The following is a 12,717-nucleotide window of genomic DNA, read 5'->3' as shown; positions in this document are numbered from 1 at the left end:
TCCATCCCGGCAAGCGAAGCGCGCCCCCATTTTGATGCCACCACCGCGTCGAACTGTGCGAGGATTCGCGCGCTTTGATGGTCCATGTATCCCGAGATCTGCGCCCATCGCGGCGCGCTTGCCCTGCGAGGGCCGGAGCGCATTCGCTACCTGGCGCAGATCTCGGAATACATGGACCATCAAAGCGCGCGAATCCTCGCACAGTTCGACGCGTTGGTGGCATCAAAATGGCGGCGCGCTTCGCTTGCCGGGATGATGTTCGTTCCCGTGTATCCGACGCCGCCTGGATCAGATTTCAATAAAACGGCGCTGCTGCATGCATCGGTGTCGCCAACGTGGCGGTTCTTGGCAGACGCGGCGCGCAGCGGAAAAGGCAAGCGCGTGGGCTTCTATTGGTCCAATGCGGTCTTGGCGGCGGTTGCTGCCGCGACAATGATGTGGTGCGTCGCGCTGGTTATTTCGTTCATTGGGAATAGGGATATCGCGTTATCTGCGAGCATGGTGGCGAAGCGGGCATTGGCCGCTGCGGCCGGAAGCAGCGGGGCGATACGTACGCAACTCGAGTTCCAGCAAACCATCGAAACGCTTGAAGCGAATGGCCAGCATGGCGCGCCTTGGTACTTGCGCGCGGGATTGAATTCCAACGAGGCGATTCTTTCGAAATTATGGCCGCTTTATCAGACGGTGAGTGCGCGCAATCTAAGAGATCCAATCGCGCGGTCGCTGCAGTCAACGCTTGCGATGCTTGCGGAACTGCGGTCTGATAGTCCGCAGGATCCCAAAGCGATGCAGCGTTACTACAACGCGTTAAAGGCATACCTGATGCTCGCTGAACCGCGACGTACTGACGCTGCGTTCCTCTCACAAGAGCTTCTTAAAGGCTGGCGCCAGCCAACGGACATGCCCGTGGGTGAGTGGCTCGACAAGTCACCACGCCTTGCCAGCTTTTACGCTAACCATCTTGCGACCCATCCAGAATGGCGCACCTTGATCAACGACGTATCTCACGATTCGACTATTGGCGGTGCCCGTAATGCACTGATCAACCAGATTGGTCTTCAGACTGCCGATGACGCACTTTATAAGAGCTTGATGGATGAAGCCAAAGGAAAGTACTCCGATGCAACGCTTGCCACCCTCCTGAACGGTGCGGATGCGCGCGGTTTGTTCGGTACGGCGCAAAGCGTACCGGGAATCTATACACGTGCCGCTTGGGACGGATTTATCGCCGAATCAATTGATAAGGTTTCCCGCGAGCGTAATACCGGTGGTGACTGGGTACTTTCTGAAATAAACACAAAGACGGACCCCGCACGAGAGGCTAAAGTAGACTCGCAGGAAAGTATTAAGCAACGCCTCACCGCACGTTATTTCGTTGACTACGCGGCTGCGTGGCAGGGCTTTCTCAACAGCGTGCGTTGGCAGTCGTCAACAAATTTAAGTGGCACCATCGATCAACTTTCCCGGCTTGCGGACGCACAGCAGTCGCCTTTGATCGCCCTGATGAAATCGGTCCAGTATCAAGCGCAGGCTGGACGGCCTTCGCAAGCGCTATCAGAGACGCTGGTGCGCAAGGCACGGGATCTGTTGCACGGCGGCGCTGCGAGTTCTGGAGACCAGTCGCTGCCACCGAATCCCCTTGACTCCGCGTTCGGACCACTGTTGGCAATGATGGGGGACGTGACTGATGATCGCGGCGCAACTAGGACACAAGCCGCACCAAACGATGTCGGTCTTGCGCACTACCTGAATCGTGTCACTGCGGTGCGTTTGAAGCTGCAACAAATCGCGTCAAGTCCCGAGCCACAAGCTATGGCACGAACGCTTGCGCAAGCCATATTTCAAGGCAAGTTATCAGAACTCATGCAAGCTCGAGATGACGCCAACATAACCGCAGCGAGTCTCGGTGTGCACTGGGCCGGATTCGGCAATGCGTTATTTGCTCGACCCCTGGACGCAGCATGGCAAACCATTCTCACGCCTGCTGGCGCAGGTCTGAACGACCTCTGGCGTACAAGCGTCGCGACGCCGTTTAAAACGGCGTTCGATGGGCGCTATCCTTTCGCCGAAACACCTGCTGACGCATCGTTTACAGAACTTGGCCGTTACATACGTCCTGACACTGGTCTGATCTCCCGTTTCGTCACGTCGCAGCTTGCCGGCGTTCTCCAACAAAGCGGCGATCGCTGGACCCCAAGTGAACTTGCACCTCAAGCGCTTCAGTTCGATCCTGCATTTATTAAGGCGCTTGCGCAACTGTCGGCCATCGGTGCGCGACTCTACGCGCAAGGCGATGCGGGGTATCGCTTTGAGTTGATGGCGCTTCCCACCGTAGATGTAACACGTACGGAACTCAATATTGATGGTGTATCAATTTTGTATTTCAACCAGCGCGAGACTTGGAAGGCATTGCAGTGGCCGGGCAACGGCTTGAATGGCCGGGCGATCCTTACGTGGCAAACGTTCGACGCGGGTACACGCATCGCATTCGAGAGTACGGGCGATTGGGCTTTTTTGCGTTTGCTGGAAAAGGCTGAGGCAAGTTCGCTTGACAGTACGCGAACCGCGTTGACCTGGACTTACGGAGACAAGGAGCCTTTGCACTATGTGATCCGGACTCAAGCGGGCACAGGGCCGCTCGACTTGCTCAAGCTGCGCGGCTTCAAGATGCCTGAGCGGATCTTCACAGTGGGCACGAACGCGTCGAAGACAGTAGCGGGCACGATGTTGCCCCCGCTTCCGCCGGAGCTGCAGCCGTGAGCGAGAATCCGATTCTTAAATATTATGAAGCTGAGATGCGTTATCTCCGCGAAGCCAGCAAAGAGTTTGCACAAGCGCACCCAGAAGCAGCACAGCGACTCGGGCTGACGAACGTGGGCGCTCCAGACGAGAGCGTCGAGCGATTGTTCCAAGGCTTCGCTTTCTTAAGCGGGAGTTTGCGGCAAAAACTCGATGACGATATGCCGGAGATCACGGAGCCGCTCGTCGGTACGCTCTGGCCGCACATGGCGCGCACGATCCCTTCGCTGGCAATTCTGGAATGTGTGCCGCGCACGAACCGCGTGGGATCGAGCCGTGTACCAGAAGGCGTTGCAGTGCGCTCGAAACCTGTTGGCCCGGCCAAGACCGCCTGCGTCTACCGTACGACGAGGGACGTTGAGGTTTTACCACTAACACTGACTGACGCTCACGCATCCACTCGTGCAGACGGCCGGAGTGTGATCTGCTTATCCTTCGACTTGCAGCGGTTCGATCAACATGCGATTGAGGACTCGTCGCGAATTCGTATTTATCTGCATGGTGAAAGGGCAAACGCGTCGGCGCTCTACGCCACGCTTACTCGCGATGTGACTTCAATCTCGGTCCGTATGCCATCCATTCACGAGGGCCGCGCTCAAGCGGCAAGGGGGCTACGTATTGAAACGTCCGGTTTCGGAACCGATACCCGTGTCTGGCCTACTGCTGATGCGCAATGCGATGCCGAACAAACCTTGCTTGAATATTTCTTGTTTCCCGAGAAATTTCACTTTATAGATCTGTGTGGCTTCGACTCGACAACGGTTCCCCCGACCGAAACGCACGTTGAGTTTGAAATCGTGCTCGGCCGGTCATTGCCGGTCGACACCCGCGTGGAGGCCTCCAATTTTCGTTTGCATTGCTCGCCGGTTATCAACTTGTTTGAACTGGACGCCGAACCCATTCAGACAGATGCGTTTCAGCATGACTACCGGGTGCGCACGCCGCGAGTAGCCGGCGAGCATATAGAGCCTTATTCGGCAGTGTCCGTGATTGCCGTTGATCATAAATCAGCCGACAAGCACAGTTACATTCCCTTTGATGAGTTCAAGCATCGCGGCGGCATGTTGCGGCACGAAGCGCCCGAACGATATTTCCATACGCGAAATGTATTGGGAGCGTCCGGTGCGCGTGAAATGTGGCTGAGGCTGGGCGGTCTTGCCTGGGATGTTCCTGGCAGTGTTCCTGATGACCACATTACAGCGCGGGTACTGGCTAACAATGGCATGTTGCCACGTACAGAGTTGCTTGAAGCAATGCTCACAGAGCCAGTATCAGTCATCGCCGGGATAGACTCGGTTCGCAATCTTAGTCATCCCACCATGCCAGTTTATCCGCCTTCTACAGAGCGCTTCCAATGGAAGGTCATGTCGCACTTCGCGGCTAACAGACTGAGCTTTTTGGACGCGACTTCCTTGCGAGAAATTCTCTCGCTCTATAACTGGACCGCCGACGAGCAAAACCAGCAGCGTATTGATGCAGTGCGCGACGTCCGCCTGCGTAATTTGCAGCGTCTTGGTCGCAATCGGTTGGAGCGGGGCGTTGAAATCGAAGTGACGATTTGTTCCAATGGTTTTCTAGGCATTGGCGATGTCACTTTGTTTTCGGACGTTTTGCACCGGTTTGTGAGCCGGTACGCTTCCCCAAATGTATATGTGCAGTTCGTGGCGCGGGTAGATGGCGCCGAGACGAGATATCCGCGAGTCGTCTACGAAGGACCTGTTTTTTAGAAAAAGCGCGCTTGGGGGTTTGCCGGACCCGCCCAAAGGAGAGACCGGGGACCTCTAGTATCCCCACACTTCACTTCGCCCCTCTCCCCGAACCCGATCTCGCGCTCGCCGGCGAGCGTGCTTTCCATCGAATGGTGGTCTCGCTGCCGACGACCTCATCCATGGCCGATGCAATCAATTCGACGCGTTCTTCGCGCGTAAAACTCGAATACGCGACGCCATCCACCACCCCGTGTTTCTTGAGCAAATGAATTGCGGCCGACCGGTTCGCTTTTTCCAGCTCCAGATCTTCCTGCGCCTGCATCAACGCCGCGGTCAGGCTCGCCACCGCCGCTTTCTCCTGCGAGACATCGAATTGCATGAGATCCATTTTGACCTGAAGCTCGGGCGCGCTCGCCGAGACCCGGGTTTTCAATTGCGCCAGTTCGCGGCGTAACGCGCTTTCCCGCTCGAGTGTGCGTTCGAGTCTTTGCGTTACAGCGGGATTCGAACGCGCGCCGCCGCGAAAAAAGGTGGAAAAGGTGTGATCCAGGATTCCCATGACGGTTGACCTCGAGGAAGATGGTTGTCAGCTCCCGATATCAACGGCAAGCAAAAAGAAAACTTTAGCTTTTCATCAGACGATTAAAACGGATAGAACAAAACGCCCGATAATCGATTGCATCGCGATTATCAGGCGTTCCTTTCGAGCGTGTTGCTAGCGGATTAAATTCCCGCCGGCAAGAAAATTAAATTCAAGCGACTGCTTCTTCCGCGCCAACTTCAACTTCTTCCGATACCGAATTACGGATCAAATAATCGAATGCGCTCAGCGACGCCTTTGCGCCTTCGCCCACCGCGATCACGATCTGCTTGTACGGCACGGTGGTGACGTCGCCGGCAGCAAATACGCCCGGCACCGATGTTGCGCCCTTCGCATCGACCACGATTTCACCGTGACGCGACAGCTCGACCGTGCCCTTGAGCCATTCGGTATTCGGCACGAGGCCAATCTGCACAAACACACCTTCCAGCTCGATGTGCTTCGCTTCACCCGAACGCAGATCCTTGTACGAAAGACCGTTGACCTTCTTGCCGTCGCCGGTGACTTCCGTGGTCTGCGCTTGCGTGATGATCGTCACGTTCTTCATGCTGCGAAGCTTGCGCTGCAGGACGGCATCGGCACGCAACTCTGCGCCGAATTCGATCAGCGTCACGGCGCTGACAATACCCGCCAGATCGATCGCCGCTTCCACGCCGGAATTACCGCCGCCGATCACCGCTACGCGCTTGCCCTTGAAGAGAGGACCGTCGCAATGCGGGCAATAGGCTACGCCGTGATTACGATATTCCTTCTCACCCGGCACGTTGATTTCGCGCCACCGGGCACCGGTTGCCAGCACGATCGTCTTCGCTTTCAGCACTGCGCCGTTGGCGAGGCGCACTTCGTGGATCGTGCCCGGCACGAGCGCTTCGGCACGCTGCACGTCCATGATGTCCACCTCGTAGCTCTTGACATGCTGTTCCAGCGCCGTCGCGAACTGCGGTCCTTCCGTCTCTTTCACCGAGACAAAATTTTCGATGGCGAGCGTATCCAGCACCTGGCCGCCGAAGCGTTCGGCCGCAACGCCCGTCGAGATGCCCTTGCGCGCCGCGTAGATTGCGGCAGCCGCGCCGGCAGGTCCGCCGCCGACGATCAGCACGTCGAACGTGCCTTTACCTTCGATTTCCTTTGCAGCCCGCGCGCCAGCGTTGCTGTCGAGCTTGGCGAGGATTTCCTTCACGCCGGTGCGGCCCTGGCCGAACACTTCGCCATTCATGTAGACGGTCGGCACGGCCATGATCTGGCGCTTCTCGACTTCGTCCTGGAACAACGCGCCGTCGATGGTGACCTGGCGAATGCGCGGGTTGATGAGCGCCATCACGTTCAGCGCCTGCACGACTTCCGGGCAGTTCTGGCATGACAACGAGATATACGTTTCAAACTGATAGTCGCCGTCGAGCGAGCGGATCTGTTCGATCACGGCGTCGTCGAGCTTGACCGGGTGGCCGCCGGTTTGCAGCAGCGCCAGCACGAGCGAGGTGAATTCATGGCCCATCGGAATCCCTGCGAAGCGGATGCCCGTAGGCTTGCCCGGTTCGCCAATGGAAAACGACGGCTTGCGCTGGTCGTCGTCACGCGTTTCGATCACCGCAATGCGGTCCGACAGCGTGGCGATCTCCTGGAGCAGGTCTTTCAATTCGACCGACTTCGGGGAGTCATCGAGGGAAGCGACGATCTCGATCGGCCGGCTGACCTTTTCCAGATACGCTTTCAACTGAGTCTTGAGGTTGGCTTCCAGCATGGCGGTTTCGAGTCCGTTTAAAGATGATTTTTGTTCGGGAGACGTGCTGACAGACATCCGGGCCGCGAACGGCCCGGACAATACAGCGCAATACAACTATTTCGCGAGCTTGAAGCAGCTTAGATCTTGCCGATCAGGTCGAGCGACGGCGTCAGCGTTTCTGCGCCCGGCGTCCACTTGGCGGGGCAGACTTCACCCGGATGCGACGCAATGTATTGCGCCGCCTGGACCTTGCGCAGCAACTCGCCGGCGTCACGGCCAATGCCGTTGTCATGGATTTCGCACAGCTTGATCTCGCCTTCCGGGTTGATCACGAACGTGCCGCGCAGAGCCATGCCTTCTTCTTCGATCAGCACGTCGAAGTTGCGCGAGATCGTCAGCGTCGGATCGGCGATCATCGGATACTCGATCTTGCCGATCGTGTCCGACGTGTCGTGCCATGCCTTGTGCGTGAAGTGGGTGTCGGTCGACACGCCGTAGATTTCCACGCCGAGCTTCTTGAATTCAGCGTAACGGTCGGCCAGATCGCCGAGTTCCGTCGGGCAAACGAACGTGAAGTCAGCCGGGTAGAACACCAGGACGGACCACTTGCCTTTCAGGCTTTCGTCGGTAACCGGCACGAAATCGCCATTGTGGTAGGCAGTTGCCTTGAACGGTTTGACCTGGCTGTTGATGATCGGCATTGCGTAAGTCCTTGTGTTGAAGTGGTTAAGGAATGGGATGAAGTATGCGGGTTTGCCCTCGATTAGCAAAATCGAATGATTCAATGAGGCCGATGTCTATTGCCTATCAGCCTCGCCGCGGCGGGCATTCTAGCGCGTCCGGCGGTTTCAGGCATAGGCGTTGCGCGCGTTATGCTATGGGCTTTTGAACGAACGGAGGGTGTATGAAGATTGGCATCATTGGTGCGGGATATATTGGTCAGGTGCTGGCGCTGCGGTGGGTCGAGCATGGTCACGAGGTGCTGATCGGCAATTCGCGCGGGCCGGATACGTTGGCCGATGTCGCGGCTGAAACCGGCGCAAGACCCGCTGAACTGGTCGATGTCGTGCACGGTGCAGACGTGATCGTAGTGACGATCCCGGAAAAGAAGGTGCTGGATCTGCCAGCAGGATTACTCGCGGACGTACCTGACACGACGGTCTTCATCGATACGGGAAATTATTATCCGCGTGAGCGCGATGGCCGGATCGATGGAATCGAGTCAGGCATGCTCGAAAGCGAGTGGGTCGCGCAGCAGATCGGGCATCCGGTGATCAAGGCTTTCAACAATATCTACGCAGCCCATTTGCGCAATCACGGCAAGCCGGAAGGCACGCAGGGGCGCATTGCGTTGCCGGTATCGGGCGACAGTGCCGACGCCAAGGCGGTCGTCCTGCAACTGGTCAACGAACTAGGCTTCGATGCCTTCGATAACGGCGGTCTCGACAATTCCTGGCGCCAGCAGCCGGGCACGCCGGTCTACACGAAGGACTTTGATCTGGAGGGCCTGAAGGCAGGCCTGCAGAAGGCGGACAAGACGCGCACGCCGCAATGGAGCGCGACGGACAAAAGCCCGGGGAGTTTCGAGCAGCCGGCTTGATGACAGGCGGCGGACTTATATGTGTCCGCCGCCGCACCCTCGAAGCGATCAGTCCAGCGACACCCCATCAAACCGATGGCCGCCCAGCGGGCTTAGTTCATAACCTTTCACGTTCTTCGTCATCAGCTGGAACGCGTTGGCATGTGCAAGCGGTGTGTAAGGGACCTGATCCTTGAACACGACCTGCGCCTCTTCATAAAGCTTCGTGCGAGCGTTCTGATCAGTAACCAGGCGCGCTTTGCCGAGCAGATCGTCGAATTGCTTGTTGCACCACTTCGCCATGTTGCTGCCGTGGACGGCATCGCAACCGAGCGTGGTGCCAAGCCAGTTGTCCGGGTCGCCGTTGTCGCCCATCCAGCCGTACAGGATGGCATCGTGCTCGCCGGCCTGCTTCGCGCGCTTGTTGTACTCGGCCCATTCATACGAAACGATATTCGCCTTCACGCCAATCTTCGCCCAGTCCGACTGGATCAGTTGCGCCATCAGGCGTGCGTTGGGATTGTAGCCGCGCTGCACGGGCATGGCCCAGAGCGAAATGCTGAAGCCGTTCGGAAAACCCGCCTCTTTTAGCAGATCACGCGCCTTCGCGGGATCATATGGCGCGTCTTTCAGCGCCTTGTTATAGGACCATTGTGAGGGCGGCATCGGGTTCGAGGCGACCGTCGCCGCGCCTTCATAGACGCTCTTCAGAATCGCTTGTTTATCGATGGACATGTCCAGCGCGCGCCTCACCAGCACGTTGTCGAGCGGCTTGTGCGTGGTGTTGTAGCCGACATAAGCCACGTTGAAGCCGACGCTCGACAGCACTGCCAGCTTCGGATTGTTGCGCGCGCTCTGGATATCGGCGGGACGTGCATACGACGTCATCTGGCATTCGCCGCTCGTAAGTTTCTGCATGCGCACGGCTGCGTCCGGCGTGATTGCGAACACCAGCTTCGAGATATGCACGTCCTTCTTGTTCCAGAAGTCCGGATGCGCGTCATAGCGGATGGTCGCGTCCTTCTGATAATCGCGGAACACGAACGGACCGGTCCCTACCGGCTTCTGATTCAGGTCCTCGGCCTTGCCCGCCTTGAGCAGCTGGTCGGCGTACTGCGCCGAGACAATGGACGCGAACTCCATCGCGATGTTGCGCACGAAGACCACGTCGGAGGTGTGCAGCGTGAAGCGCACGGTGTAGTCATCGAGTTTTTCGACCGATGCAATGTTCTTGTCGTAACCAAGATCGCTCAGGTACGGGAAGCTGACCGGGTGGGCCTTCTGGAATGGATTCTCCGGGTCGATCATGCGCTTGAACGTGAAGACGACGTCATCGGCGTTGAAGTCGCGGGTGGGCTTGAACCAGTCCGTGGTCTGGAACTTGACGCCGTGGCGCAGATGGAACGTAAATGTCTTGGCATCGGCCGACTCGTCCCACTTTTCCGCGAGACCGGGGACGAGGTCGAGCGATCCACGCTTGAATTCGACCAGCGTGTCGTAGACGGCGTGCGCGCCGGCATCGAAGTCCGTGCTGGTGGTGTATTCCGCCGAATCGAACCCTGCCGGGCTGCCTTCCGAGCAAAACACCAGCGTTTTGCCCGCCGCGTGAGCCGCGCCGGACATGGCGCCGGACGCAGCAAGTGCGATCAGCATGGATCCCGCAGCGCGGGCCATGCGGGAAGGGACAAAGGACAGGCGACGTTGATTGGGCATGGAGATGGGTCTGGTGAGTTGTCTATGTAGTCATGTACTTTACCAACCGGGGAATTTTTATCGAAGCGAGACGTTCTTCTTTCGATATGCCCGGTTCGCGTCGAATCCGGCGGATTTCATGCGGGAAGCGGCGGTTGCACGTTGCAGGCTGCAAATATTTCCCCGGCGTTTTAACATGTCGGACCGGGCGACACCGCATATTGATACAGTTACCGGTTCAGCCGACAGGCAAAAACCTTCCGGCATGCGGCCCGCGCCCTTAAATGCTGTACAAGAGAACATGAAAAACGTTTCCGATTCAACGGCATCCACTGCCGAGGCTGTCAACGAAGAATGCGTCGAACTCGTGGCGAAGGCCACCATTCCCACGCGTTACGGCATCTTCGAATCCCACGTGTATCGCGTAAAAAGCACGGGCGCGGAACATTTGACGCTGATCATGGGCGATGTCGCCAACGGCGAATCCGTGCTTTGCCGGCTGCATTCCGAATGTGTCACTGGCGATGTATTCGGCTCCTACCGCTGCGATTGCGGCGAACAGCTCGATCTGGCAATGCGGTATATCGCAGCTGAGAATCGCGGGATTCTGCTGTATCTGCGTGGTCATGAAGGCCGGGGCATCGGCCTTGCGAACAAGATCCGTGCGTATGCGCTGCAAGAGCAGGGCTATGACACGGTCGATGCCAACCTGCATCTCGGTCTTCCCGACGACGCACGGGAATACGATTCGGCTGCGGCGATCCTGCGTGCGCTGGATGTGCGTTCAGTGCGGCTGATGAGCAATAACCCGTCAAAATTCGATACGCTGCTCAAGCATGACATTCCGGTATGCGAGCGCGTGGCGCTGGCCATTCCGATGCGCGAGGAAAACGAGCGTTATATCAAGACCAAGCAGGTCAAGTTCGGGCATTACTTTGATGAGAATGAATGATTGGGGGGGCCTGCAGTGGGCCGGATTTATAGCAAGCTTTGAAGGCAACATTCCACTTTCTTGCATAGCTCAGGCGGCCGTTCAGCGGCCGTTTTCCTTTTCTGCCTCCCCGTCCTCATGCAAAACATTAAATACAACAATTAAGTTGCGTTCTACCAGGATGGATGACAACATATATGTTGTATTTTAGCTCCAGCACATTCGCCTTCGCATGAAGGGCCGAACTCATTGGAGAATCAAACGACCATGTTCTCTTATCCAGTGAAAATGGAGCGGGCCACGAATAACACCTACCTCGTGACCTTCCCGGATATCCCCGAAGCAGTATCCGTCGGAGACGACGAAGACGAAGCCTTGCTCAATGCGCTGGACGCGCTCGAGAGCGCCATCGAGATCTACTTCGATGAAAAACGCGAGGTTCCGCTACCATCGAAGGCGAAGAAAGGGCAGAGCGTCGTCAAGTTGCCGGCACTCGTGGTTTCGAAGGTGTTGCTGGCTAACGAAATGATCCGCCAGGGAATCAGGAAATCGGAGCTGGCCCGTCGGCTGGATGTTCATATGCCGCAGGTCGACCGGCTGCTTGATCCGCGGCACTCCTCCAAACTCGACGCAATTGAAGCAGCGTTCGCCAAACTTGGCAAACAACTGGACGTCTCCATCTCATAGTTGCACTGATCGACGGGACTCGGGACATGCAAGCATCGGTAAATCACGTTGCATCGTGGAAAATCACGCCCGCCGTGTGCCGATGCCCCGAGCGCAACCGGCTGACCCCGTGCCGCAGATTCACCCGGTAGACCCCGCGTGTCCCGTTCACCGGCCTCTGGTGCACGGCAATAATCACCGCGTCGCCTTGTGCCAGCGGCACGACTTCTGCCCGCGATTGCATGCGCGGCCGCTGCTCGGTCATCACGAACTCGCCGCCCGTAAAGTCGCGCCCGGGAGCGGACAGCAAGATCGCCATCTGCAGCGGGAACACGTGCTCGCCGTATAGATCCTGGTGCAGGCAGTTGTAATCACCCTCGGCGTATTGAAGGATCAATGGCGTGGGCCGGGTTTGCCCGGCGGCGTGGCATCGGCGAATAAAATCCGCGTGGACCGCCGGATAGCGCGTGTCGATACCCATGAGCGCGGTCCATCGGTTCGCGACCGGCACGAGGTGCGGATAAACCGTTTCGCGCAATGTGCCGATCATCTCGGGCAATGGATAGCCGTAATACTTGTATTCACCGCGCCCGAATCCGTGGCGGCCCATCACCACACGGCTTCTGTACAAATCGTCTTGTGCGTAGCGCGACGAAAGCGCGTCGCATTCGGCGGCGGTCAGGAGTTGGTCGACGCTCGCGCAGCCGTACCGGTTCAAATCGTCTTCTATCCGATGCCAGTCGGTCGCGCTGACGCGCGCGGCGATATCAGTCTTCAAATGGTCCATCGGCGATGTCTCCTTGCAGATCAATCCACCGATATTGCTCGACTCCGCTATCCCGCGCACGCCGGAAGTTGCGCTTTCATTCGCCGTGAACCGCCAGTGACTCGTGCGCTGAAACGTCCGATTCTGAAGCGCCGGCGTGCGTCCCTGCTTGTCTGGACGCCGCGTCGCGTAGCCGGATGATTGTCTGGCGCGACGTGTTCAGAACCCGCGCGATGGCCGTCACCGTGCTG

At 57.8% G+C, this 12,717-nt stretch carries 10 protein-coding genes; 5 read left to right on the top strand and 5 right to left on the bottom strand.

All coding sequences use genetic code 11. The features are described 5' to 3' along the window. Positions 1 to 252: 252 nt before the first annotated feature. Together ACRXB1_RS17230 and tssF are read left to right on the top strand one after the other, a co-directional pair. Positions 253 to 2,760 (top strand): ImcF-related family protein, encoded by a 2,508-nt coding sequence (locus ACRXB1_RS17230; RefSeq protein WP_449492656.1) that lies wholly within the window; start codon positions 253 to 255, stop codon positions 2,758 to 2,760. After that, positions 2,757 to 4,526, top strand: a complete 1,770-nt coding sequence (tssF, locus tag ACRXB1_RS17225; RefSeq protein ID WP_449492655.1) for a type VI secretion system baseplate subunit TssF — start codon at positions 2,757 to 2,759, stop codon at positions 4,524 to 4,526. Before ACRXB1_RS17230 ends, tssF begins: the two co-directional genes overlap by 4 nt. Positions 4,527 to 4,596: 70 nt before the next feature. Here the strand turns inward: tssF and ACRXB1_RS17220 are convergent, their stop codons facing one another. The 3 genes from ACRXB1_RS17220 to ahpC all read right to left on the bottom strand — a co-directional run bounded on the left by ACRXB1_RS17220 (position 4,597) and on the right by ahpC (position 7,533). Continuing rightward, positions 4,597 to 5,067: a hypothetical protein gene (locus ACRXB1_RS17220; RefSeq protein ID WP_174362948.1), complete on the bottom strand. Its 471-nt coding sequence runs from the start codon at positions 5,065 to 5,067 to the stop codon at positions 4,597 to 4,599. A gap of 193 nt (positions 5,068 to 5,260) precedes the next feature. Continuing rightward, complete coding sequence (ahpF, locus tag ACRXB1_RS17215) at positions 5,261 to 6,850, bottom strand: alkyl hydroperoxide reductase subunit F (protein WP_062002769.1); 1,590 nt, start codon at positions 6,848 to 6,850, stop codon at positions 5,261 to 5,263. Between the two features lie 119 nt (positions 6,851 to 6,969). Further along, positions 6,970 to 7,533 (bottom strand): alkyl hydroperoxide reductase subunit C, encoded by a 564-nt coding sequence (gene ahpC / locus ACRXB1_RS17210; RefSeq protein WP_062002770.1) that lies wholly within the window; start codon positions 7,531 to 7,533, stop codon positions 6,970 to 6,972. 203 nt (positions 7,534 to 7,736) lie between these two features. Here ahpC and ACRXB1_RS17205 point away from each other — a divergent pair, with 203 nt between their 5' ends. Then, complete coding sequence (locus ACRXB1_RS17205) at positions 7,737 to 8,432, top strand: NADPH-dependent F420 reductase (protein ID WP_449492654.1); 696 nt, start codon at positions 7,737 to 7,739, stop codon at positions 8,430 to 8,432. 48 nt (positions 8,433 to 8,480) lie between these two features. On the opposite strand, the gene ACRXB1_RS17200 is transcribed toward ACRXB1_RS17205, so the two are convergent. Beyond that, the gene (locus ACRXB1_RS17200; protein ID WP_174363758.1) at positions 8,481 to 10,085 is read right to left on the bottom strand and encodes an ABC transporter substrate-binding protein; all 1,605 of its coding nucleotides are present in this window, start codon (positions 10,083 to 10,085) and stop codon (positions 8,481 to 8,483) included. A 319-nt stretch (positions 10,086 to 10,404) separates the two neighbouring features. Here ACRXB1_RS17200 and ribA point away from each other — a divergent pair, with 319 nt between their 5' ends. Both ribA and ACRXB1_RS17190 read left to right on the top strand, forming a co-directional pair. After that, the gene (gene ribA / locus ACRXB1_RS17195) at positions 10,405 to 11,055 is read left to right on the top strand and encodes a GTP cyclohydrolase II (protein WP_062172482.1); all 651 of its coding nucleotides are present in this window, start codon (positions 10,405 to 10,407) and stop codon (positions 11,053 to 11,055) included. A 246-nt stretch (positions 11,056 to 11,301) separates the two neighbouring features. Next, positions 11,302 to 11,721, top strand: a complete 420-nt coding sequence (locus ACRXB1_RS17190; RefSeq protein ID WP_449492653.1) for a type II toxin-antitoxin system HicB family antitoxin — start codon at positions 11,302 to 11,304, stop codon at positions 11,719 to 11,721. 43 nt (positions 11,722 to 11,764) lie between these two features. On the opposite strand, the gene ACRXB1_RS17185 is transcribed toward ACRXB1_RS17190, so the two are convergent. Next, positions 11,765 to 12,487, bottom strand: coding sequence for a 2OG-Fe(II) oxygenase (locus ACRXB1_RS17185; protein ID WP_449492652.1), 723 nt, complete (start codon positions 12,485 to 12,487; stop codon positions 11,765 to 11,767). Positions 12,488 to 12,717: the final 230 nt, after the last annotated feature.

Source organism: Caballeronia sp. M23-90 (assembly GCF_053574605.1).
This window is presented reverse-complemented; position numbering and strand designations above follow the sequence as displayed.

Coding starts and splice junctions, on each gene's coding strand:
- ACRXB1_RS17230 (WP_449492656.1), top strand. CDS start 253: ATGATGTTCGTTCCCGTGTATCCGACGCCGCCTGGATCAGATTTCAAT.
- ACRXB1_RS17220 (WP_174362948.1), bottom strand. CDS start 5,067: ATGGGAATCCTGGATCACACCTTTTCCACCTTTTTTCGCGGCGGCGCG.
- ahpF (WP_062002769.1), bottom strand. CDS start 6,850: ATGCTGGAAGCCAACCTCAAGACTCAGTTGAAAGCGTATCTGGAAAAG.
- ahpC (WP_062002770.1), bottom strand. CDS start 7,533: ATGCCGATCATCAACAGCCAGGTCAAACCGTTCAAGGCAACTGCCTAC.
- ACRXB1_RS17205 (WP_449492654.1), top strand. CDS start 7,737: ATGAAGATTGGCATCATTGGTGCGGGATATATTGGTCAGGTGCTGGCG.
- ACRXB1_RS17200 (WP_174363758.1), bottom strand. CDS start 10,085: ATGGCCCGCGCTGCGGGATCCATGCTGATCGCACTTGCTGCGTCCGGC.
- ribA (WP_062172482.1), top strand. CDS start 10,405: ATGAAAAACGTTTCCGATTCAACGGCATCCACTGCCGAGGCTGTCAAC.
- ACRXB1_RS17190 (WP_449492653.1), top strand. CDS start 11,302: ATGTTCTCTTATCCAGTGAAAATGGAGCGGGCCACGAATAACACCTAC.
- ACRXB1_RS17185 (WP_449492652.1), bottom strand. CDS start 12,487: ATGGACCATTTGAAGACTGATATCGCCGCGCGCGTCAGCGCGACCGAC.